The organism is Paenibacillus sp. Y916 (genome assembly GCF_056786435.1).
Map to the genome: position 1 here is coordinate 675,079 of NZ_JBXCJA010000002.1, position 23,209 is coordinate 698,287.

Genomic DNA, 23,209 nt, shown 5'->3' on the forward strand with positions numbered 1-23,209 from the left:
TACACTGTAATAAGCTCCCATTAGTGCGAGTAAGACCGGCTGAATTCAATATTCGATGTCGAATACGCTTCCCACTATGCTTCGTGATCAAAAGATGACTTTTTGAACAACCTCTATTTGTGAAAGGTGGATTGTATGAACTTCTTACCTACAATGTCCAAGTTAATGATCGCCCTGCTCAGTGTCCATTTGTTGATGTCTGCCACTCAGCCGTCGGCTTCTGTATCTACTGTCAGTGCTGCAGCAATATCTAAAAAATCCTTTGTCGTGAAAAAGACTACAGTGCAATCCCCCAATGAGCCTTCGGATTGGGCTGTCACAACAGGTCAGAGTTCAATTCCTGCTCCTTCCGTCTTAAAGACTCTTACCGAGACTGTTGTCGAGCAACTTTCAGAACAAGCATCATTCGCTTCTTGGAAGAATTCCGAACTTGGGTACTTCCCGCTAGGACCTGGTACACATAGCTGGCTCGTTACCGTATCCATGAATCAACAAGAACTCGGCTATCTCATCTTCACAGCAGAAGACAGTGATACCCAAGCCTATATACTCAGCGAATACGGACGCAGTCCCTCGGTACCTTACGATCTAACTTCCCTGCATCAGACCTTGATGCAGTCAGACATCATTTCCTCATCATCTAAGTATGCGTACCCAACTAACATAGAGCCTCTCTATGCACCATTACTCCCTTTATGGAAAATATCATTTGGGAACTATGAGACCTTATACCTTAACGCACTAACCATGGACGTCCTTCCTTGGGACGAATCGCACTTAAAGAAGCTCAACCTACAAACTTCTAAGCTAAATACCGCACACTTTACTGAACAAGATTACTCTTTTACATCCGCAGCTGCGGTAGCTCGACAAGGGGAAAGAGACCCACTAGCAAATCTCATGTGGATCACAACCCCACGTCTATCGCTGCTATCTGACGACGATATAGTCAACTATATCAATAATAATAACAACTTAATCTTCACGGCACCCTATCATAATGATGATGTGGGCGGACCCTTTGCAGTATCAGGTTTTCAGAAGTGGACCTCTAGTAAAGCTACTCCGCAACAAACTATTTATGTAGGTACCGGTCTGAGCGGACAGCGATATCTTCCCTTATCTCTCTTACGCAGCAAAGGGGAATTCCGTGCTTTCCCTGAGTTGACAGAATGATCTTGTTATGTGGATGAAAAGGTTCAATCTATAAAAGAAAAGTCAAATATAAAAGATCCTAAAACAAATAATTTATAATAGTGTGGGTGTCAGGTGCATCCGCACTATTATAAATTATCAGTACCTTGCAATGGATAGTACCATGTGATATATTCTTTTCAGCAAGTACTTTACATGAAACGGTACTGTACATTAACTAGTAGTGAGGGAGAAGTTGTTGGGTGAATATTCAATTCAAAAAAGGTGTTTTGAATCTATGTGTTCTTGTCCTTCTCGACAAGCAAGATCGCTACGGATACGAACTCGTACAAAAGATTTCCAATCAGATTGCCATTTCGGAAGGATCGGTTTATCCCCTCCTTCGCCGTTTGACAAAGGAGGGTTATTTCACGACCTATTTGCAGGATTCAACGGAAGGTCCTCCACGGAAATATTACAAGTTGACAGAGACAGGTCGCCAGTATCTTCATGAACAGTTGGCGGAATGGAGGAATTTCACGGATGGCGTGAATACATTAATCGAGGAAAGTTTACGGAATGAAATTTAATTTTCCGACAGATAGTTGAAGCATTGTAATCCAATCAAGAATAGATCAGAAAATTTATTTGGAAGGAATGTTTAGATGAATAAGGAAAAATTTCTAAAGGAACTAAAAGCAACTCTAACACGACTTCCTATCAACGACCGGCAAGAAATATTACAGGACTATGAAGAGTATTTCACAAATGGGCTTTTAGATGGGAAATCCGAGGAGCAAATTGCAACCTCCCTTGGCTCTCCAAAAAATATAGGCAAAGAGTTGTCCGCAACATACCATCTTGAAAAAGCGAAAACTACTGTAACAACGGGTAATATTATGCGTGCAATGTGGGCTCTTATTGGTTTAGGGTTCTTCAACCTTATTATTGTCCTTGGACCATTCATTGCAATACTCGCTGTAATTATTGCTGGCTGGGTGGCAGGCATTGGATTTATAGCAGCACCTCTCCTCGTTTTGCTAAATGTTATTATTTACCCAAGTACATTTGAGTATTTCGATTTATTCAGTTCAGTAGCCTTGTGTGGACTCGGTTTCTTCATCGCAATTGGTATGCTATTCGCTACGAAGTCTTTGATGAACGGTTTTGTTTACTATATGAAATTCAACATGAAACTTGTGAAAGGAGGTTTAAAACATGCTGAACATTAAAAAGATATCGATTATTGCTTTGCTCCTTTTACTAGTCGGTGTTGTCGGAAGTGTTTTGACCTATAATTTAACACAAAAATCCGAATGGGTTACGGAAGAAATCACAATTAAAGATGAGAATTTCACGAACATTAAGATATCAACCAATGATGCTCGGGTTGAACTGATTCCCACAAATGAAGCGGGTGCTTTTATCGAAATTTCAGGACGTGGTATAAGAAATAATGTTTCGGCTACCGTTCGGGACTCCATTTTATCAATTGTCTATAAAGAAGCGAGTCCTAAATTTTATAATTTCGACATTGTTCCGAAATCAGAAACATTGAAAGTGTATGTACCGAAAAAACTGTATGACACCGTACAGATTCAGAGCAGCAATGGTTCGATTTCAGCAGAAGATATGGAGGCAAGCGAAGTAAACGTTAAAGCGAATGACGGACGGATTGAATTAAGAGACATTCACGCTGATTCGATTATTATTGAATCCGATAACGGTCGAATAAAAGCAGAAAATATGATTGGCTCTACCATCAAAGCTAAAGCAAATGATGGGCGTATTGAGTTTAAACGTATTCAGGCAGATTTAGTCTCCGCCGTTGCTGATAACGGAAAGATCGGGCTGAAAGAGATCAAAGGCAAGCTCTCAGCAAATGCGAATGACGGGCAGATCGAATTGTTGACAGACTCACTTGATTACCCGATTGACTTCACTACCAATAATGGTCGCATTGATATTTTGACTTCTACCGAGCCTACAAATGCGACGATTCATGCACAGGCTGATAACGGAAGCATTAAGATTTTCGGCGAAGAAAGATCTAACGTTACAATTGGATCGGGAGAAGTTAAAATCAATTTATCTTCGAAGGATGGAAAAATAACTGTAGAAAACCGATGATTGTCCGTACCACTTCTTGAAAGAAAAGTTATTGGTAAATATAACAGCTATTATTATACAGCGAAGCAAATTCAAGCAAAATACAGTGACGCTTTTGCACAATATATTAAAGGGTCAGAAGATAAGGTTCGAATAAAAGTAACAAAGGTTAATTCTCTTCCCCGTCAGTATCTTGCCATGATGCCTCGGATATGGGATGTCTATTCCGTCTCCACAAAGTCAGACCGATCGGTATCATACCGAACCATTTCGTGGACCAAGGCTCTTTTACCGTTGTACGACGCTCTTCACGCGGTGTTTCTATATAAGTGACGACTTGTTCTGTAATGTATTTCACCAATTTTAGTTCATCTCCCACAACTACTCATCTCCTTTGCTCATTGGTCGCATTGAGAGTGCTTATGACTAGGTTGTGCAATTAGCAGAGGATTTAAACCAAAAACCGCGCCCTCTCCGAAGTATCGGAAAGAACGCGGTTCTTAATTATTACTTACCTAGCAAAATTTTAGCATACGGTGAATCGATTGGTAACATGATGACTGGTTCGTTCTTTAGTGTCGTCACATAGCTATCTAACGTCCGATAGAAGCTGTAGAATTGTGGATCCTTACCATATGCCAAGTTATAGATCCTTGCCGCTTCTCCTTCGCCCTCCGCAATAATCTTCTTCGCATCAGCTTGCGCTTGGGCAAGCAGCTCAGTTGACGTACGATCCGCTTTAGACGTTATTTTACGCGATTGTTCATCACCTTCAGATAAATAACGAGCTGCGATCGATTGACGGTCAGAAATCATCCGGTTATACACACTTTGTTTATTCTCCTCTGGTAAGTCGGTACGTTTGATACGAACATCAATAATCTCAATCCCATAATCATCTCTCGTTAATGCATCAATAACATCCTTCGTTATCTCATCATTAATGTTACCGCGTTCAGTATTCTCACTAATGATATTCTCATAGTTCACTTCTGATAACTTACGGCGAACAGAGTTATATACCGCTTCATTGATTCGTTGAGTACCACCATTAACCGACTGAACGGTTCTTAGAAACTTCGAGGCGTTATTGATACGCCATACGGTATAATTATCGACGACAATCGGTTTCTGATCTTTCGTAAGTATGGTGGTAGGAGCGCTATCATAAGTCATCTGATATCTAGGCAAAGTTGAAAGATTCTCAATAAACGGAATCTTAAACTTTAATCCTGGCTCTGATACTGCTCTTACTGCTTCACCGAATCTAAGTACGACCTTATATTCTCCTTCCTTCACAACATACATAGATCCTGATCCCAAAATAAGGATAAGAATGACCGATACAAGAGCTATCCATTTATTCTTCATTGTGTAACGCCTCCTTGTGGAGCAGTTGTAGCAGGTGGATTGGTTGAATTAGTTGAGCTATTCGAACCACTGCGCATGAGCTCATTCAATGGTAAGTAATTCACCGTATCACTATTTGTATTCGTAATAAATATTTGTGCATTAGGTAGAATTTTCTCTAAAGTTTCTAGAATCAGACGGCTCTCAGTCACGTTTGGATTATTCACATACTCCGCATATATCGCGTTAAATTGAGCTACGTCACCTTGCGCATTTAATATCCGTGACTTCTTCTCTCCTTCTGCATTCTCCAGAAGTGCTTGAGCCTCACCGCGTGCTTTGGGAATAAGATCATTCTCATACTTCGCAGCATTGTTAATCTTCGTATTCTTCTCTTCACGCGCATTCGTTACTTCACGGAATGCTTCTGATACTTGGCCGCTTGGGGGTTCAATATCCTGGAATTTAATATCGATAATTTGAATACCCGTATTGTATTTGGTCTGGAGTTCAAGTAACTTCTCTCGAACCTTATCTTGAATGACCGTCTTACCATCTGTAATCGCATAATCTAATTTCTCTGAACCAATAACAGCACGGATCGAAGAACTGGCCGCATTACGCAGAAATTGCTCTGGATCATCAATATTAAATAAATAATCGCGGATATTACTTATTTTCCACTGAACGACAGCGTCCGCTGATACGATATTCTCATCGCCCGTAATCATCATCGCTTCATCTTCAACTTCAACTGATTTATTCCCCTCTTCACGGTAACCGATATGTATTCGTTGTGTCAGTTCCGCTGGGACCGTTATAACCTGTTGAATCGGATAAGGCCATTTGAAATGTAATCCTGCCGAAGATTCATGCGAATACTTACCGAATGTAAGAATAGCAGCACGCTCTTGCTCTTGCACCGTATAGAACGAAGATGATCCTACAAACAGAATAATGATTGCTGAAACAATACCGATAACTATTTTTTTTACTGTTCCCGGCTTAAAATCTGGCATCTTTGGACCACTATTACTGTGGTTCTGATCTTGATTACTAAAGCTCAATAATATCTCTCCCCTTCTGAACAAATGGTTCACTATAGGGTTAGTACGTAAGAACTAGATAATGGTTTCTTCTTTTTCTAAAAAAAATATTTCTATGAATTTTCTCCACATATTTGCACATTCTAACATTCAGTTACTCAAACGAAAAGAGAGGTGCTACGAAACAATGATCATCTTATCCAGGAAAAGTTATCTACTAGCTATTACGATGGCTATCGTTTTACTATTTAGTACGCTATCCAACCCAAGTTATATCATTGCTGCCCCTGAAGATCCAGCTCAATCTGCCTTCACCAAAGAAACCATTCTAATTGATGCAGGTCATGGGGGAATCGACGGAGGAACATCTTTTCAAGAAATTCTAGAGAAGGATATCAATCTTATTGTTGCCAAAAAAGTATATATGCTCCTCCGAAGCAAGGGTTACGATGCCGTATTGAATCGTTCAGGAGATTACGCCCTCAGCGATGACAATCATTGGTTGAACAACTCTTCACGTCACCTTCGCGATTTAGCCCAGCGTAAGGAGTTAAGTCGCTCCATTCCGACACAAATTGTGGTTAGCCTGCATGTCAATTGGGGAAAGAGAGCTAATAAACGTGGCCCGCTCGTGTTGCACCAGAATGAAGGACGTAGTTTCCTTCTTGCCAATATCATTCAACAACATCTAAATCCTCTATACACCACACACCAACAGCCTGTATATGGTAAACCATATTATATTCTCAACTATGTTCTAGACCCAGCCGTTATTGTAGAGATGGGTTTTCTAAGTAATGCTGAAGATCGGGCCATGCTTTGTAATCCACGTAAACAACTAGCCATAGCAGAGGCCATTGTAGCAGGTATTATTAGTTATTTGACGGTATCATAGGAGCAGGATTCCACCCCCAAACTTCTCTCGCAAGATCAGTTATTCCGACAAATTCCACACTTTCCTTCATTTGTGGAATTTGTGCTTTAAGTGATTGGACAGTTTTATCTCCTTTTGTACTGACGTGACCAATAGTGACACAATAGTGATGATCCTTGGCCCATAATTCTACAGCTTTTAATTGCCTACTAATATGACTGGTCGTGTGAACATCATCTAAGAAAATATGATTGGCTACAGGAGGTATGCCCATTTGGTTTGCAAGCTTACCAACGATCGAACGATAATTGGTACTGCTATCTATATAGATCAATCCTCTTTCTAGACAGACTTGCATCACCACAGACATAATTCTTTCATTGCCAGTTATTAGAGAACCCATATGATTGTTCATTCCAATCGCGTATGGAATATCATCAATCGCATCTTCTACCCGCTTACGAACTTCTGTATCACTAAGTTCTGATGTTATGGCTCCAGGTCCAAGCCAGCTCGCTTTCCCATGCTTAGGCTCCATTGGTATATGAACGATGACATCATAGCCCTTCTTATGGGCTAACTCTGCATCCCGATGACTTGTTGGCAGGAATGGCATGATGGCCACTGTTATTTTGACAGGCAATGATAACATTTCTTCCGTTCCATTCTGTCCATTACCGAAATCATCAATGATCACCGCTACCTTTGGCTTGGCCTGAGAGGTTTCAGTACGCACTCCCGCTGCATCCGCATTTCCAATGTTCCAAATCAAGCTGAACCCAAGACAGACAATTACCCATTTACGACATTGTACAAACCGACTACTTATTGAACGCATATAGATCACCCCTTCTTACTTCTGCTTTCATTGTTTGAGTAAGGAGGGTTATTTATGTATCAGAGCACAAAAAAAGACGTACCCACAAAATATTCAAGCCCAGTTCCTCGTGTATAATTCGCTCGATGCGGATATCGTCAATCCCGTAAACTCTTAATTCTTTCGGCATTACCCGCATCACGACATATACTTCATCACCTTCTCTTTGTTCTAGTTCTTTCTTAGCCACCTAATACAGACAAATATAAAAGAGAAGCCTTCAAAATCAAGGCTTCTCTTTTATAAATCGATTATGCGGCCAAGAGGACTCGAACCTCCACGGTTGTTACACCATTAGAACCTGATTCTTGAAATTGGGGTTTCGGTGTGATCGCTACGCATCGGATTCATCGACTGAAATCCCCAGTGGGACAAGGGATTTCAGCTATCTAGCTAATGTCGAAGGATGATTCACTAATTGGCTCTTTCAACCATCTCGTAAGTCCGACAATGTCCGAGCTGATCCTGGCAGAGAAATCCCTTACATATCTCTCTGCGCCTGCTCCAGCATCCCAAACGGCAATACTACTGGACCCGAGTTAAAGTTGTAAACGCGATTCATTGTTCCTTGACCTATCTTCCTATTTTGAGATAACAAAAAGACGCCCTTCGTCCGTACTGGGACGAGGAGCGTCAGTTCGCGGTACCGCCCAACTTGATGGAACCGCGTCAAAGCGCAATTCCATCAAGTTGGTTCTGCGGTAACGGGTGGATCCTGTAATCTTAAGATACAATCCGAACGGGCTGTTCTTGACGAAATCGCCTCCGAGCTGGAGGTTCTTACAGCTTCAAATCTAGACCAAGGCCCACATTCAGAACGCGAAGGATTAGCGCTACCGACTCTGCGCGAGATGCAGGGGAGTCAGGATCAAATGTATTTGCCCCTTTACCATTAATAATGCCCGCGTTAGCCAGTTGATTAATGGATTGCTCTGCCCAATTGCCCGATATGTCCGAGAACATGGAAGCTACGGATACGTTCCTCAAATCCATTATCTTGGCGAGAATAGTTGCCATCTCAGCACGAGAGATCTCATTGTCCGCTTTGAAGGTTCCGTCTCCATAACCTGCAATTATACCATTTGACTTGAGAGCTTCAATAGCCACCTCTGCCCAGTGACCATGAGTGTCGTTGAAAGTATCGGAACCTTCAGCTTTGATTCCCAATGCTTTGACGAGCATTGTAGCGAACTCTGCTCTTGTAATGAAGGAGCCAGCACGGAAAGTGCCATCGGCATACCCTGTCACAAAACCGATTTGCGAAGCCAACGTGATTGATTTCGTACTCCAGCCTGTTGTCGACACATCATCAAAAGTAAGAGCAGGAACGGTTTCTATTGCGTGTACGATCGTACTCTTCAACGCTTCAACGTCTACAAGATCACCCTTGAGCGTTGGTTTTCCAGGCGTTGGTTCCGGTGTTGGCGTTGGTGTCGGCGTTGGCGTTGGCGTTGGCGTTGGCGTCGGCGTCGGCGTCGGCGTTGGTGTCGGCGTTGGCGTTGGCGTCGGCACATACGCTGCAGTCGGTGTCGCTATCGCTCCGTTTGACTCGGCGCTCTCCACTCCTTGATCTAGCGCTGTGACGACATAGTAGTAAGTCGTTCCGTTCGCTACGGTTGTATCCTTGTAACTTGATGCTGTCACATCCATTGCGATTGTCACATAAGAACCGCCTGGCGTCGTGCTTCGCTTCACGTTGTATGTGTACGTCGCATCCGATACGGAGGTCCATGCAAGACTCACTTGCGAGTCGCCAGCCGTTGCTATCAAGCCTGTAGGCGCTGCTGGCACAACAACCACTTCAGTTGGAGTCGCACTTGCTTCATTGGACCAAGCGCTCTCCACTCCTTGATCCAGCGCTGTGACGACATAGTAGTAAGTCGTTCCGTTGTCTACGGTTGTATCCTTGTAGCTTGATGCTGCCACATCCGTTGCGATTGTTACATAAGAATAACCGGACGTTGTGCTTCGTTTCACATCATATGTGTACGTCGCATTCACTACGGATGTCCATGCAAGATCCACTTGCGAGTCGCCAGCCATTGTCGTCAACACAATCATATCCAGCGTAATAATGGTCACCTTGGCAGCATTGCTCGTTGCCGTTGCCCCGGTGTCGGGGCTGGTCACTACACAGTAGAAGTAGGTTGTTCCCGCTGCATCAGTCGGTGCGGAATAGCTGCTGTCTATCGCTCCATCGATGAGGGTTCCTCCGCTGTTGCTGTTTACCGTGTTGCTATACCACTGATAGGAGAGTACCCCTTCGCCGCTTGCTGCAACGGATAAGTTGGCAGCTCCGCCTACACCCGTCGTCACGTCTTCGGGCTGAGTGGTGAATGTCAGATCTGCAGTTGCATCGGTAGCCCAAACGAATACCGGAGAATACGTGATATTCCCTGCAGAATCCTGGATTGCAGCATACATCCCGGTTCCGGCCGTCTCATTCGACATATCAAGCGTACTTGAGACCGTGCTCCCGCTTGCCTGGTCCTGAATGGCTTGGATCGGTGTGGCGGATCCAGCCGTAGCGGTGAAGTTAAGGGTCGTCAGCTGACGATCTGGCTTCTGCAGATCAAGCGTTTCCGTGCCAGTGTCGATTTGTGGCGCGAAGGCGTTGTACTTATCAAGCGACGGGGAGTACGTAGTGAAGTTCAGCTTGTTCCCGTCGATCGTCATCAGCCTGACGAATCCGTCGCCGTTAGACCTGAAATAGGTGTCCGTACTCGTCTGAGAGCGGCTGATATCCACTACTTGATAGTTGGCTAGCATCTCAATGACATTCCGATCCGTTCCGGCAATGGGAGTCACCCGAGTGAATGCGCCCGGTTCATGTCCGCATAGAACCATGACGACATTGCTGTTAGGCGTGACGATTTTATTGAATATATCTTGCCCAACAGTTTCACTATTGCCGTTAGTATCTACATAATACTGGCCTTTATAGCTCAGATATTGGTGAACTCCGATGATGGCGTTGCGATCACGGTATTTGCTCAATACCTCGTTGGCCCAGCTGACGGTTTCGCTGCTTGCCTCTCTGCCCATGCCGAGATAGAGGAATATGAAGTCCTTGCCGTCTATCGTGACCAGGTCGTAATGATTGGTATTGTCGTCGATGTTGCCTCCATACCAATCGTTGTTGATATATCTCGACTCGCCGAAATACTTCTTATAGTTCCTATAATCGCCGCTTGTATAATCTCCGCGGACTCCGGTATGGTTGCCGACATCATGGTTCCCGGAGAGAACTCCGTTCGGCACGCCGGCGTCATCCAGAATCTGCTGCGCGGCGTCGGCAATCTGCCAGTTGGAGGTTACGTTCAGGTCGACCAGGTCGCCGGTATTGATAAAGTAACCGATATCGCCGTCCTGATATTGAGAAACTGCATAATTGGTCACATCAGAATAAAAGTGATTAAGCCCCGTGAAGTTCGTATACATCTGAGGGTCGGAGAACCACATAAAGGTATCGGAGCCGTTATCGACATAGACCAGATCGGCTTTGGTCTTGATGATGCCATCGGAAGCATATTGGGCCGAATCGACGACGAAGCTGTTCTGGATGCTCGTCTGCTTCTTGTACAGAACATCCCAAGTTGTAGTTGTCGGATTATACACCGAGAAACGAATCGTTTCCCCAGGCTTCGTACTTCCGTTATAGCTTAAGATCACATTACCTGTATAGGATCCGACGTTGACATCAAATTCATGCGACGGAACCTCTGAAGATGCGTTGGTGCTCATATTGGCATCGGTTGAACTCAAAGCGTTGATCTGATCATCGCTGAGTTCTGCTGTTCCGCTGTCTTCAGTGACCGTTCCGCTGACCGGGAAGAGCTCCGCTTTATAGAAGCTTACGTCCAACGGGTCGTTCAGCGCAGAACTGACGTTCAAATTTAAAGAGTATGATTGTGTCACGCTGTCAAAAGCAGAACCGACATTGCTATAAGTCGGCGAAAGCGCAAGCCGGGTCGCAGCATTGCTAACCGTAAAGTTAACTTGTTTGACCTCGCTGCCGTTAAAATAAAGCGATAAGGTGTGTGGCCCGTCCGTTAAGGTCGTCGTGTTGATCGAGAAAGACTCGGCGTTATAAAGCGGGTCCATGTCATCGGCAGAGATATCGAACAACAAGCCAAGAGTGGCCAAACCGAGACTTGAACCGGCCGGATATCCGTCGCCGAGAGCATAAGCCGCAGTGTCGGAGTAGGTGACGTTTTCGGTCTTCGAGTAGGAGGTGCTGCCAATGGCGACAGGGGCGTATTTATTAACACCTGTCGGGGCATAGGCCTTGCCGTTCGGCATGATAAGCCTGATATTCTTCAACTGGATATCGTTGAGGTTATCCGTTCCGAAAGGCGTTTCTCCAAGCTTGAAATAACCCGACGAGTTACTGGGAGCAATTCGGAGCTCGTTCACACCGGAATGCACTTCATTTAATAGTTGCACCTGTTCCGGTGAGGTCAGCCAATAGCTGGTACTTCCGGTACTCGTTTTCTGGAATCGGCCATCCACATTCCAGGCGCTTCCGTCCTCAGTTGGTGACAGCACCGAGGCATATGGGAAACTAGTCGGGTTGAGACCGTACGTGTAAACGGACAATACAGGTTTCTGCGTGACCAACGTTCCATCAACAGGTTCCCCGTCTAATTCTACGCTTAATTGGCCAGCAGATTGGGATGTATAGGTAAGATTCAGCGTGTCGTTAACCACTGCGTTGTTTTTGAGATTAATCTCGTATTCTGAAGGATCCTTTTCTACCGTACGATCCATCATCACACCGTTAGGGATTTTTACAGGATCCGTATAACTATTCGTATCCTCGCTTTGCTGCGGGCCGGAGATATACACTTTGTTGAAAGTTACCGTTCGGTACATTTCGGTAACAGCTTGCAGCGAAACGGTTTTTAAATGGATCACGCCGCCTGTCGTTATGGATGCAAAATTCGAATCTTTCAGATTGATCCTGACCTTCTGCGATCCGTGCCCGTCATTTGTCGAGCCTTCGTTGAATATCTTGTCAAGGTTGACGCTGCTGCTGCCGTTGCTCAAGGTGATATTCCAGTCGTCATTCGTGACATCCGGGTCTGTTGTCACATCCACATAAAGATAAGGTGTAGCATGGGTGTTGATGCTCCAGCCGCCGCCCGGGATCGTCGCGGTGGTACTCGGCCAGCCTATCGTATCCTGTGTATCTATTCTCAGATTTGTGATTGCGACGGCGCCGCCGGCATTGATCTTGAGATTCCCGCCTGTCGGAGTCGACCAGGTTAGCCCGCTGTGCAGAATATCATAAACTGCATTTGACTCTGAGAGTCTGACCAACGCCTGAACTGCATTTTTCAGATTCATCCATGCAGTGTCCACTTCGCTCTGGGTGGCAGAATCGCTTGCCTCCACCGTCTGAGCTGCTGCCAATTCAGTTTGAAGTGCCGACCACGTAGCGGAGGTATAGTCGGATTCATTCAATGCGGTTGCTGCCGCAATCTCCGCTTGAAGAGCAGTTTTGATAACAACCGTCGAGGCGCTTAGCAAGGTAAGCTGCATGGTTGTCGGATCAAAAGCAATGCTTGAGCCCAACTGGAAGGTGTTGGCGAAGGCCGCTGCATAGTAGCTCGAGCCCATATTGCTGACAATAACGCTGCCGTTGCTGGGGATGGTATAGATGCCTTGGGAACTTCCTGCGGCTGTGTTCTGTAGAACATTGCCCGTATTGTCGACAACGATCACATTGCTCGTCGAATCAGGTGTCGTGACCGAGCTACCGAAGACACTGGTGTAAATGACGGTTTTATTCGCGGCCGTCATCGTGTTGGGAACGTCGGTTGTCGGATTGATAGCCGTGACGCCGATCCCGCCGTTCGGGAGCTTGATCGCGGTCAAAGACGGGTTGGATACGGTCAATTTGAAGCCGGAGAAGTTGCCTGCTTTCGCGGCGGCGGCAATCACGCCTGTATAAGCGCCTGTGTCTGTTCCTCCATTCGTTGCACTGTATCCAACGATTTTCGAAAACTCCTGAGCAAAGGCACCTTGATCGGCCGGCGCCGGCTGGTAGGTTGGTACGCCTGTGTCGGTGGCTTTTAATTTGATGACAAGCAGGTTCGTAACACCCAAAGCATTCAGGTTTGCCACTGTTGTTTGATTAGTTGCCCAGGAGCCGTAGTACACGATGTTGCCGGAAGCGTTGAATCCGATCCGGTAAGAATACACGGTCCCGGTATTGTGACTGATATAGTCGGCGAGTCCCGTTTCGCCTATATAAAGCGCATAGGTACCATAAGTGGAGAGACTAATAGTGCCATTACCGGTGCCGTCATTCACTTTATCAATCGGAATGGTATAGCTTCCGTTGGAGGGGGTTGCGATCGTTACCCAGTATGGACTTGTCGCAGCGCCGGTGCCGCCGTTATACGTTTGGTCTGCAAGCTGATACGCATCGCTGGCATTTGCACCTGTAGCCGGAATATATTCGATCAAATCGCCCACGTTAAGGCTGTTTATGACAGCTTGATACGTTGCACCTTCGCCGCCTATAACAAAACTGTTCTCGGGAATTTTTGTGCCGAATGTACCGTCACCGGCAATCGGCTTTGAAATGACACGGCCAACAGCCTTGGTTGTGGTGTAACCGCCTGTTACATCAGTGTCCATGACCTGAACGATAACTTCCGAGGCTGTTGCTGGATAAGCGGGCGTTGTGGCAAGACCACTCTTGGGGGTGTACATAAAATACGTATTTGCCGTATTAAGTATGTTAGGGTTGACGCGCAAGACGTCATAGCGATTGCCCTTGTTTATCACGAAGCTCGCATAGGCTTGTTTTGAATAATCGACGGCGGCAGAAACCGTGATCGGATTTGTGAATAGAGTTGTGAAGATCAACGAAACTGCCAAAAAGACGTTCAGAGCACGTAAGATTGGTTTAGTATTCAACTTTTTTGTAATGTTTTTCAAATTATTCTGTCTCCTTCATGTTGTTAGAAGTTTTGTCATCTAATTAGGTTACTACTTAGGTACCCATATATGAAACTATTGGAAATTAAGATAGAAATAGAAAACAAATAAGAGAACGGAAAAGAGGTTACATCGTGAAGCTAAAGCCAGAGCAAATCTCAGGAATCAGCAAAGGAGATCCAGAAATTGCAGCCTTTATCACGACGTTAACTCAAACCATTGAAGAGCATGCCCAGCGAATCGAGCAACTGGACTTTTTGCCTCGATTCACAAATACACTGGTGCATGATTGCTACGCCACATACTTCAAAGAGATCTACAACTTTGTCCATGCGTTATGTAACTCTCATTTATTACGTGAATGCATAGGCATTGAAACCTATGATAACCAGCCTTGGACAACTGATATGAAAGCGCTTTCTCGAGAGACCTGGGAAGTGGTAAAGGAAGCTGGCAGAAAGAAAAAGAGCAAAGCAGCAAATCTAGGGCAGCGATTTCAGCTTCACAAAGAAGCCATTTTTCGCTTTATTCGTGATGCCTACGTTCCCTTTGATAACAACCAAGCCGAGCGTGACATTCGCATGGTGAAAATTAAAATAAAAGTATCTGGCTCCTATCGAACGCTATCTAATGCAAAGCAATTTGCTCGTATCCGCAGTATAATCGCTACATTCCGCAAACAAAATCTTTCGATTCTTTCTTCACTCACTTCGGCTTTTAAGGGTCAATTTAGCTTCTAGAGATACCTAAGTAGTAACCTATTTAGTATAGTTATCCATTGTTTTCGAGACATTAACAATATGTAAACATCGTGTAAATTCTTTTTACATATTGTTTAATATTTGCACCTTCTTTGTATTAAAAATTATCAAGTGCCAGCTTCGATTACCAATTACTTGCACCAAAAACACACGGACCTCACGCGGTCCGTGTGTATAAGAAATAAATTAATGCAACATGACTTATGCAATTCATTGAAATAACTGAAGCAAACAACAACTCCATGCGGGCGTGCTGGTACGATTCCGACGAGTGACATTGCTTGAAGCCAAGTTATTGTTTGTCGGCTCACTGTGGCTTAAGATGCAACGAAATACTGGCTTTAAAGTGGGATTCGATTTCCTTCGAACAAGCCCTTCACTCAATGCAAGCCCAACCGAATGAAGTAAACGTCGCTAAAGATGAATTTACTCATTCTGCTATCCCTCCCTAATCTCCAATTGAACCAAACAAGATATTGTACCCCATTCTCATTTTGTTAGGTGCTGTAATCGGCTAGACAACTGCCTATCTTACCATGCAATTTATATCGGGTGTCAAACTTTTGAAGTTGCATTTCAAAATAGGGATTCCGTATTATTTTCAAAAATACTACAGCCCACAAAATGGCGGAATAGCGCTACTGAGGGAAGAGTTTAAGCAGTTCATAAACGAGGAGAAAGCAACGAGCGATATACACATATTCAACCACCTGAGAACATCGGAATCTCGATATCATTGTTCCTATTCATAAAAATAAAGCAATATTAGTAGAATGGTAGAAAAACCAGTCCGAATCCTTACTACCCGACCCATACAACGATCATTCAAACTCAGACAAAAAGAAACGAAGCCTTGCTAGGCAAGGCTTCCTGGGTTTAAGAGTATGATGCGGTCAAGAGGACTCGAACCTCCATGGTATAACTACCACTGGCACCTGAAGCCAGCGCGTCTGCCAATTCCGCCATGACCGCATATGATGATGCTACTATGTTGAAACAACTCAAAACCACACTAGCATCATGATTTTATCATACCTATTTATTACAGTAAATCACGTCATTCTCCACCGATTATAGTAGTAACTCACCTTCACTATTTCAATGGATCAAGTCGGGGTTCACTGGCTAATTGGTAAATGTAATTGCGATCCAGCTTGACCACATTTCGATTAGGTCGTCGAATGAGTACCTGCTCTGCATCCCATGCCACTACAATCCCTCTTATATCATTGCTTGCGATTGAATCGCGAACGACACGAACTTTCTCACCTTGAACACGAAAAGCATCCAATTCTCCATCACTAATCATTTCACGAATTCAACTCCCTACATTTATAAAAAGGACCTAAACAGTTACATTTAGGCCATATTATTAAATTACACACATTAAGTATTCAATTCATATTGAACCCAGAATTATCGCTGCACATGTTCTTTACTATCGTTCTTCTCGAACCAGAAATCTAGCACTGTAGCAGACATCACTCGACTGTTCAGATACTCAACTTGTTGAGGTGTGAATATTTCCTTCCACGAGAACGCTAATTCCTCACACAAGCTCACAATAGTTAACAATTCAGACCAAGCGACATAACGTTTGTACCAAAAAAATTGAGGGTGTTCAAGCATATAGGGATATAAATCATCAAATTCTGTATGTTTACAATCTACCGCACGTTCGAAATGAATCTTTGCAGCGGCCAACTTATCAACAAAGAATTGTTCTGTTATCGGTTCTTTCCCCATTGTGTTGCCTCCTCTCTCTTCCTTACACTTTATATTATAAGCTATTCGTATTCCACTTGAAAGGTATTGCGAATATTTGGGCTTATCATATCCTATTTTATTCGAGAAAAGTAATCGTTCCATCGGTCAATGATGCAATCTTCACAAGCGATTCAACTCTAAACCCTTGCTCTCGAATCGTGCGTGCTCCTGCTTGGAAAGACTTCTCAATCACAATTCCTAATCCCATTAGTTCTGCTCCAGAACGTTCTATGATCTTGATCAACCCTTTGGCAGCATCACCATTAGCAATAATATCATCAATAAAAAGCACCCGATCTTCACTCCTTAGATACCGTCTTGATAACATAATATCCGTCACTATTCCTTTGGTGAAGGATGGTACGCGCTCACAATATGCATCTGGATCAGCAAGAAGTGTCTTTTTGCGACGTGCAAATACGAGTGGCACTCCAAGTTCATAGGCAGTAGCGAAACCAACTGAAATTCCGGAAGATTCGACCGTCACTACCCGTGTAATTCCAGACTCCCTGAACCTCGCTGCAAACTCTCTACCCATTTCCATCGTTAATTGAGGGTCTACTTGATGATTCAATAATCCATCAAGATTCAATACTTGATCGGACAATATTGTGCCTTCTTCAATAATTCGTTGTTTTAGTAATTCCATAGTGTTTACCCTCCCATGCCAATTCTTTGTCGTAAAAATACCATATATATAGCCCAAACATCAAGTACATTTGGACAAGTTACAGAGGTTGTTCAAAAAGTCACCTTTTTGAACTCGCACTTATAGTCATGTCCCACTCTTTTTCAACATACCTTGTACTATTGCGAAGTATGTTCAAGGAGGTAACAATGAAAAACTTAGGTAGAATTTTACAAATTGCATTTACTTACATAGGTACCATTGTTGGCGCCGGATTCGCTACTGGACAGGAAATCCTCCAGTTCTTCACTCAATATGGAAAGTGGGCTACGTTGACTATTATCCTTTCAACCATCCTCTTTATTTGGTTAGGTACGAAGATGATGATCATTTCACGAACCATTCGTGCGAAATCCTATGAAGATCTAAACAAGTATTTGTTTGGACATAAATCAGGCGGGTACATCAGTATTATCATGCTGTTCGTTCTCATCGGAGTAAACAGCATTATGCTTGCTGGCGCCGGTTCTGTATTTGTGGAACATCTAAATCTCCATTATCAGACAGGTCTAATTATAACACTTGTAGGTGCCTATTTCTTACTTCGTCGAGGCATGCATTCCATTATGTACATGAACAGTATTGTTGTACCCATGATGCTGACCATCTCACTGCTCATCATCTCTAATACATTGCAATCCCCAAATGCAGATCGTTTCATAACCTTATCTACCGATACGAACCTAACGATGGCATGGCTATCACCAGTACTCTATACGGCATTCAATCTCGTTATGGCACAAGCAATACTTGTCCCCCTAGGTAGCCGAACTGAGAGCCTTACTGTCATTAAATGGGGTGGAGTTATTGGAGGACTGGGCGTTGGATTTATGTTAATGGCCGCCCATTTCGCCCTGTCAGCGCAAATGCCAGGCATTACACAATATGAGATTCCAATGGGCAATATCGCATTTCAATTGGGTGTAGCCGTACAATTGATTTACGTACTGCTCATATTCCTCGAAATATTCACAACCTTTGTTGCGGATATATACGGGGTTAACTTACAACTTCAACAACATTTTCATTTTTCTCCCAAAGTGATCTCCGTGGCCATCATGCTGACATGTTTTATAGTTAGCCAATTCGGATTCAGTTATTTATTGTCCATTTTATATCCACTCTTCGGTTTTCTCAGTTTATTTTGGGTCGTCAAATTGATGGTTGCAACGAAATGAAATGAGCTGTCGGCATCCTATCCTGAATATGTTGTACGATATAGGGATGACAAGTCATCATGATAATCTGCCGTGTTGAAGAAATCTCCTGCAACAGAGACAACGCAGCCACCATTCTCTCCTGATCGAAATTAACTAATATATCGTCAAAAAGTAAAGGGATCGATACTTTTGATTTCATCGTACCTGCTAAAGCGAGTCTCATGGCCAAATACATCTGCTCAGCCGTGCCTCGACTAAGTTTCGCACTATCAATCAGTCCTTGGTCGCGGTGCTCAGCAAGCAGCTCTTTCCCTCCCATTTTCATAACAATGCGAGAATAAGCACCTTTAGTTAATCGTGCGAAATAGATTGACGCCATCTTCAAAACTTCTGGTTGCTTCTCTTCTTCATAAATACGACGGGTTCTTGAGATCAATTCCGAGCAAATAGACATCACAGCATAATCAGTTGTTAATTCTTTTAAAGATGCTTTCTGTTCCTCAAGTTTCTGAATCGCTGTATCATGTAGACATAACAATTCTAATTGGTCCCGCTCCTGCAACAACCTTCCATGTTGTTGTTGCAACTCATTCCAGCGGGACTCAACCTCGTTCAATTCCATTTCATGATGTTGACATACTAATTCTAATCCCGTCTCATCATGAGTATTTAATACATTTAGAATGGCTTCTCTTCGCTGATCATCTGAGCCGCTAAACATCGAAATTTCCCACTGAAGAATGCTGTCCTTTAATTCCGAACGGTGCTTATAAATCCCCCCACGTCGCAAATAGTCCTCCCCACTGACGGCTTCTCCTTCCATGGTTAGCTCCTCTTTGAGAGATGTTACTCGTTGTAACTCATCTGACAGAAGCTGCAACTCTTCTTCTAAAGGTTCTAATCTCGAAGTTAGTATTTTACGTTTACGAACCTGTTCCTGATACTCATCCCATTCTTTCTTCTTCAGTTCAATCCATGCTCCAGGAGACAAGTCCACTGGATTTACACCTTCTGACAACAGACTTAACGATTCTGTTTCATAATCAAGACAATCCTGGTGTAGCTGATGCATTTTACGATTTATCTTATCTAGATGATCTATATTCTCTAACCCTTGTTCTGCCAACACATACATATCAAGTACAGCTTCTGGTGAGAGCTGGAGGTTAAGATCTCGTTGTCGTAACCAACCCTCCCATTGCTTCTCAAGCTGTTCAAAGATGCGCTCTTCCTTCGACATACCTTCTTCAACCCTTGAGAGTTCATGCCTTAACGTATTCATACGGTCTTGATAGGCCTTGAGTTCTATCATCAGCTTATCTATCTTTTGCTGCCAAACTAACCATTGATCCATCAATTTACGTAGTTCACGCACACCTGTCTCTACTTCCGTCGCATTGATCGGATGCCTCTTTGCAGCTTCACCATCAGTAGCATTGAAGGGGTTCGTTATAAGACGACACATCAACTTGGTGATGTCTTCCAGATCCTGTCGTTCATCTTCAACAAGTCTAGAATCTGCACGTTTGCCACGCTGAGGTGGAGACTTCAGAATTCCATTCCATAGTAGAACGACATCCACAAGTAATAAAATGGATGCTATAACTATAGCAGGCATAGGAAATCCTCTGCTCCATACAAGTAGTGGAACGACAATTGTCAAAATGCTACTACCCCATAGAAATCCACGAGTTATTGTCTTCAAGCGCTGCTGTATAACTCTATCACTCTCAACTTGTCCCAAAGATGTTAGCCTTACCATTCTATTCTCACGCCAACGCTCTAGAGTTTCTTGCAACTCATTCCAAAGCGCAGTCATTTCTTGTGAGCTACGAGGTATCAACATAGCAAAGCGACTGTTCCCCGCATCCCACTCTTCCTTGTATGCCTGCTGAGATCTACGATAACCTACTTCCGTAGTATCCATTTGCTGCCGTAACTGTTGTACCTCCACACCTAGACTCTCTATTCTTCGATCATAACTGGAGAAGCCAGCTGAATAACGACGCACAGACTCGCGTTCACCTACTGATGTAGAGAAATTCTGAAGTTCAGTCCTGGTCCAAGTTGAATCTATCTGCCGAACAATACGAGTTACCCGCATATCTAACGCAGATGCTTCAGCTCTAACTTCTTGCAAGTCTCCCTTTTTTGCATCATAAGATTCTCTTCGAGTACTCAAGCGTTCAATTAGATCGCCCTGATCTTCAAGTTCCATATCATATGGCAACTGATCAAGTTGCGCTTGTATCTCTAATTGACTGCGGAGAAGTTGCGTTTGCCTAAGATAGGCTGTATCCGTTTCTGCTTGGAGTGACTCCCATCTTCGTACCCCTCCTTCAGGAAAAAACGGAACTTCTGGAAGAGAAGACTCCTGAAGCTTTGCCTCCATCCATTTTAGCCACATTGGTCTGATCTCTTGCGCCTTTCTTAGGAGTAGATGACGCTCAATAGAAATTTGGCGAGTCCACTCCTGTCTATCTAATAGCTCAACTGTCTCCATCCGTGTTGAAGCATTGTCATTATACCGCTTCAGAAAGGAGCGACTTACAGATATTTCTTTCTCCAATTGCTCCATCGTTTGCAGCACTTTTGAAATATCTTGTACACGACCTTTTGGCTTGTATAACTTCTCCATATCCTGAGTAAGTTTGCGTTCAGCCTGAATGATCTCACTTCCACCACCAATGCCTGCATGAAATAAGTAGCTGCTCATTTCATCGGATTGCAGTGAACGTATTTCCTGAAGTTCGCTTAACGATATCGCAAATAACTGATTGAACATTTCACGAGATAACCCTCCCAAAAGTTCACGTTCCAGTTCTTGTTGGGTCACCTGCTGAACTTGTCCATATTCATCATTTCTAATAATCGAGAGCTTCTCCGTTCGGTTAGCAGATCCACTTCCTCCATCTCCAGTCGTTGCGAACCGGGAAATAATCCATCTGTTCCCCCCTGCATCTATTGCTGTAAGAATGCCTCCATGAACACCACCAGCCAGTGGCTCATATCTTTCAGTGGGATAAGACCGACTAGGGATTCCAAAGAGCATGGCACGTACAAATTGCTGAATCGTGCTTTTACCCGCTTCATTAGGTCCAATAAATACCGTAGTTCCCGGATTGATCGTTATATCTTGTTCCTTCAAGCGCCCAAATCCATGAATCTGTAGTCTTTCAATTCTCATCACTTTCTGCCTCCGTCACTAGCCTCGTCAAGAAGCAACATAGCACCTAGCTCCCCAGCACGTTCTAGCCATTCCTGTCTTTCCTGCTCACTAGTTTCATTCATGATCCCCCTAATCACTCGATTGCTCATAAGGGGAGCCAATGCCTTATCCAGCAGTTCCTTCGTCAACTCATCATCTTGGTCTACTTTCTCTGCAAGACGAAGCATCTCACCTAGAAAATGATCTTCGCGCATAAGTTCAGAACGATCAATTTCTATACCCGATTGAAGTGAAATGCTCTCGCTCCATACTAATCCACCGAATTGTCCACTTTCTGCTCTTGCTATTTCTCTACGCCGTAATTCATCTTCTAGTTCGCGTGCTACATGTCCACTTTCTAATGCACGATGAATGGAACTGCGTCCTGTTATGATCCAGCGTACGATACTCATTCGTTCTGGACGAACAATTCGAATGTCATCCACCTTTTCCTCAACTCGCATTCGCCATTCATCTATATCATGAATACCATCAATCGATATTTCTTCTCGAACATAGCGTACATGATCCAATTCATGAAAAATTAACTGAATTGAGGCATCCTCAAAAACTTCAACAACATAGCATCCCTTAGGTCCAGTCTCCTTCACACTTCTCCCTTGAATATTTCCAGCGTATACGATATGTGGATACTCCTGAATCACTCGCCGCTGATGAATATGTCCAAGCGCCCAATAATCATACCCAGATGATTCCAATTCTTTACGCGTGCAAGGTGAATATGTCTCATGAACGGGATCTCCATCTACATTGGCATGCAGTATCGCAATATGAAACAGCGTTGACTCATCTTCTCTACGAAATTTCAGAGCTGTGTTCTCCGTTACTTTGGACGTTGGATAGGAAATGCCACTTACAACGGCAACCTCCTGTTGGTCCGTTCGTCGTCTAGCTCTATAACTCTCCACCTCAGGACCGAATACATGCACATGATCCGCAGCCTTAATTTGCAGCCTAGGTCCATCTAATGGATCATGATTCCCATGGATAACATAAATATGTATTCCGTGACTACCAAGCTCCTCGAATGCCGCTTGCAAACATAAATGAGCTCTCAATGAGCTATCTGCTGCATCATACACATCACCACTGATCACAATGAAATCTACTTGTTCAACAATTGCGACTTCTATTAAATGTCGCAAGGCAGTGAACGTGGAATCCCTCAAATGCTGTCGAATAGAATCCGACAAGCCCTTCATACCAGCAAACTTGCTGTCTAAGTGTAAATCAGCGGTATGAATGAAGCGAAATGGAATCATT

At 43.8% G+C, this 23,209-nt stretch carries 18 protein-coding genes and 1 tRNA gene; 8 read left to right on the top strand and 11 right to left on the bottom strand.

What is annotated here, in order from left to right; genetic code table 11:
- Positions 1-153 precede the first annotated feature (153 nt).
- From AC1TO9_RS07460 to AC1TO9_RS07475, 4 genes are all read left to right on the top strand, one after another.
- Positions 154-1,176, top strand: coding sequence for a hypothetical protein (locus AC1TO9_RS07460; RefSeq protein WP_482058771.1), 1,023 nt, complete (start codon positions 154-156; stop codon positions 1,174-1,176).
- 221 nt (positions 1,177-1,397) lie between these two features.
- Positions 1,398-1,724, top strand: a complete 327-nt coding sequence (locus tag AC1TO9_RS07465) for a PadR family transcriptional regulator (RefSeq protein ID WP_482054210.1) — start codon at positions 1,398-1,400, stop codon at positions 1,722-1,724.
- 75 nt (positions 1,725-1,799) lie between these two features.
- Positions 1,800-2,366 carry a DUF1700 domain-containing protein gene (locus AC1TO9_RS07470; protein ID WP_482058772.1) on the top strand — a complete coding sequence of 189 codons (567 nt, stop codon included), beginning with the start codon at positions 1,800-1,802 and terminating at the stop codon, positions 2,364-2,366.
- A complete protein-coding gene (locus AC1TO9_RS07475) occupies positions 2,353-3,264 on the top strand; it encodes a DUF4097 family beta strand repeat-containing protein (RefSeq protein ID WP_482058773.1) in 912 nt (303 codons plus the stop codon). Before AC1TO9_RS07470 ends, AC1TO9_RS07475 begins: the two co-directional genes overlap by 14 nt.
- 148 nt (positions 3,265-3,412) lie before the next feature.
- Here AC1TO9_RS07475 and AC1TO9_RS07480 read toward each other — a convergent pair whose 3' ends face one another.
- The 3 genes from AC1TO9_RS07480 to hflK form a co-directional block, all read right to left on the bottom strand.
- Positions 3,413-3,622 (bottom strand): YqzE family protein, encoded by a 210-nt coding sequence (locus AC1TO9_RS07480; RefSeq protein ID WP_482054213.1) that lies wholly within the window; start codon positions 3,620-3,622, stop codon positions 3,413-3,415.
- Between the two features lie 128 nt (positions 3,623-3,750).
- Positions 3,751-4,614, bottom strand: coding sequence for a protease modulator HflC (hflC, locus tag AC1TO9_RS07485; RefSeq protein WP_482058774.1), 864 nt, complete (start codon positions 4,612-4,614; stop codon positions 3,751-3,753).
- Positions 4,611-5,660: an FtsH protease activity modulator HflK gene (hflK, locus tag AC1TO9_RS07490; protein ID WP_482054215.1), complete on the bottom strand. Its 1,050-nt coding sequence runs from the start codon at positions 5,658-5,660 to the stop codon at positions 4,611-4,613. The genes hflC and hflK overlap by 4 nt, the downstream gene beginning before the upstream one ends.
- A gap of 166 nt (positions 5,661-5,826) precedes the next feature.
- Between hflK and AC1TO9_RS07495 the strand changes: the two genes are divergently transcribed.
- Entirely contained in the window at positions 5,827-6,534 is a 708-nt protein-coding gene (locus AC1TO9_RS07495) for an N-acetylmuramoyl-L-alanine amidase (protein WP_482054216.1), read from the top strand.
- On the opposite strand, the gene AC1TO9_RS07500 is transcribed toward AC1TO9_RS07495, so the two are convergent.
- On the bottom strand, positions 6,512-7,351 hold the full coding sequence (locus tag AC1TO9_RS07500) for a divergent polysaccharide deacetylase family protein (protein WP_482054217.1): 840 nt from the start codon (positions 7,349-7,351) through the stop codon (positions 6,512-6,514). The two genes, AC1TO9_RS07495 and AC1TO9_RS07500, sit on opposite strands and share 23 nt — an antisense overlap.
- Positions 7,352-7,786: 435 nt before the next feature.
- Here AC1TO9_RS07500 and AC1TO9_RS07505 point away from each other — a divergent pair, with 435 nt between their 5' ends.
- On the top strand, positions 7,787-7,933 hold the full coding sequence (locus AC1TO9_RS07505) for a hypothetical protein (RefSeq protein WP_482058775.1): 147 nt from the start codon (positions 7,787-7,789) through the stop codon (positions 7,931-7,933).
- 237 nt (positions 7,934-8,170) lie between these two features.
- On the opposite strand, the gene AC1TO9_RS07510 is transcribed toward AC1TO9_RS07505, so the two are convergent.
- Positions 8,171-14,341, bottom strand: a complete 6,171-nt coding sequence (locus tag AC1TO9_RS07510) for an S-layer homology domain-containing protein (RefSeq protein ID WP_482058776.1) — start codon at positions 14,339-14,341, stop codon at positions 8,171-8,173.
- Between the two features lie 134 nt (positions 14,342-14,475).
- Here AC1TO9_RS07510 and AC1TO9_RS07515 point away from each other — a divergent pair, with 134 nt between their 5' ends.
- Entirely contained in the window at positions 14,476-15,081 is a 606-nt protein-coding gene (locus tag AC1TO9_RS07515) for an IS66 family transposase (protein WP_482058777.1), read from the top strand.
- Positions 15,082-15,990: 909 nt separating this feature from the next.
- Here the strand turns inward: AC1TO9_RS07515 and AC1TO9_RS07520 are convergent.
- The 4 genes from AC1TO9_RS07520 to AC1TO9_RS07535 form a co-directional block, all read right to left on the bottom strand.
- Positions 15,991-16,074 (bottom strand) — tRNA-Leu (locus tag AC1TO9_RS07520).
- Between the two features lie 121 nt (positions 16,075-16,195).
- Positions 16,196-16,411 carry a hypothetical protein gene (locus AC1TO9_RS07525; RefSeq protein WP_482054222.1) on the bottom strand — a complete coding sequence of 72 codons (216 nt, stop codon included), beginning with the start codon at positions 16,409-16,411 and terminating at the stop codon, positions 16,196-16,198.
- Positions 16,412-16,518: 107 nt separating this feature from the next.
- Positions 16,519-16,848, bottom strand: a complete 330-nt coding sequence (locus tag AC1TO9_RS07530) for a hypothetical protein (protein ID WP_482054223.1) — start codon at positions 16,846-16,848, stop codon at positions 16,519-16,521.
- 97 nt (positions 16,849-16,945) lie between these two features.
- Positions 16,946-17,518 (bottom strand): xanthine phosphoribosyltransferase, encoded by a 573-nt coding sequence (locus AC1TO9_RS07535; RefSeq protein WP_482054224.1) that lies wholly within the window; start codon positions 17,516-17,518, stop codon positions 16,946-16,948.
- 188 nt (positions 17,519-17,706) lie between these two features.
- On the opposite strand from AC1TO9_RS07535, the gene AC1TO9_RS07540 reads away from it, so the two are divergent.
- A complete protein-coding gene (locus AC1TO9_RS07540; protein ID WP_482054225.1) occupies positions 17,707-18,735 on the top strand; it encodes a YkvI family membrane protein in 1,029 nt (342 codons plus the stop codon).
- Here the strand turns inward: AC1TO9_RS07540 and AC1TO9_RS07545 are convergent.
- Positions 18,710-21,904, bottom strand: a complete 3,195-nt coding sequence (locus AC1TO9_RS07545; RefSeq protein WP_482058778.1) for an AAA family ATPase — start codon at positions 21,902-21,904, stop codon at positions 18,710-18,712. The genes AC1TO9_RS07540 and AC1TO9_RS07545 overlap by 26 nt on opposite strands.
- Positions 21,904-23,208, bottom strand: a complete 1,305-nt coding sequence (locus AC1TO9_RS07550) for a metallophosphoesterase family protein (RefSeq protein WP_482054227.1) — start codon at positions 23,206-23,208, stop codon at positions 21,904-21,906. The genes AC1TO9_RS07545 and AC1TO9_RS07550 overlap by 1 nt, the downstream gene beginning before the upstream one ends.
- Position 23,209: the final 1 nt, after the last annotated feature.

What these genes read in the sequence shown, in the direction of transcription:
- AC1TO9_RS07535 (WP_482054224.1), bottom strand. Translation starts at nt 17,518, where the DNA reads ATGGAATTACTAAAACAACGAATTATTGAAGAAGGCACAATATTGTCC.
- AC1TO9_RS07550 (WP_482054227.1), bottom strand. Translation starts at nt 23,208, where the DNA reads ATGATTCCATTTCGCTTCATTCATACCGCTGATTTACACTTAGACAGC.
- AC1TO9_RS07460 (WP_482058771.1), top strand. Translation starts at nt 154, where the DNA reads ATGTCCAAGTTAATGATCGCCCTGCTCAGTGTCCATTTGTTGATGTCT.
- AC1TO9_RS07530 (WP_482054223.1), bottom strand. Translation starts at nt 16,848, where the DNA reads ATGGGGAAAGAACCGATAACAGAACAATTCTTTGTTGATAAGTTGGCC.
- AC1TO9_RS07540 (WP_482054225.1), top strand. Translation starts at nt 17,707, where the DNA reads ATGAAAAACTTAGGTAGAATTTTACAAATTGCATTTACTTACATAGGT.
- hflC (WP_482058774.1), bottom strand. Translation starts at nt 4,614, where the DNA reads ATGAAGAATAAATGGATAGCTCTTGTATCGGTCATTCTTATCCTTATT.
- AC1TO9_RS07475 (WP_482058773.1), top strand. Translation starts at nt 2,353, where the DNA reads ATGCTGAACATTAAAAAGATATCGATTATTGCTTTGCTCCTTTTACTA.
- AC1TO9_RS07505 (WP_482058775.1), top strand. Translation starts at nt 7,787, where the DNA reads ATGTCGAAGGATGATTCACTAATTGGCTCTTTCAACCATCTCGTAAGT.
- AC1TO9_RS07470 (WP_482058772.1), top strand. Translation starts at nt 1,800, where the DNA reads ATGAATAAGGAAAAATTTCTAAAGGAACTAAAAGCAACTCTAACACGA.
- AC1TO9_RS07525 (WP_482054222.1), bottom strand. Translation starts at nt 16,411, where the DNA reads ATGATTAGTGATGGAGAATTGGATGCTTTTCGTGTTCAAGGTGAGAAA.
- AC1TO9_RS07500 (WP_482054217.1), bottom strand. Translation starts at nt 7,351, where the DNA reads ATGCGTTCAATAAGTAGTCGGTTTGTACAATGTCGTAAATGGGTAATT.
- AC1TO9_RS07545 (WP_482058778.1), bottom strand. Translation starts at nt 21,904, where the DNA reads ATGAGAATTGAAAGACTACAGATTCATGGATTTGGGCGCTTGAAGGAA.
- AC1TO9_RS07495 (WP_482054216.1), top strand. Translation starts at nt 5,827, where the DNA reads ATGATCATCTTATCCAGGAAAAGTTATCTACTAGCTATTACGATGGCT.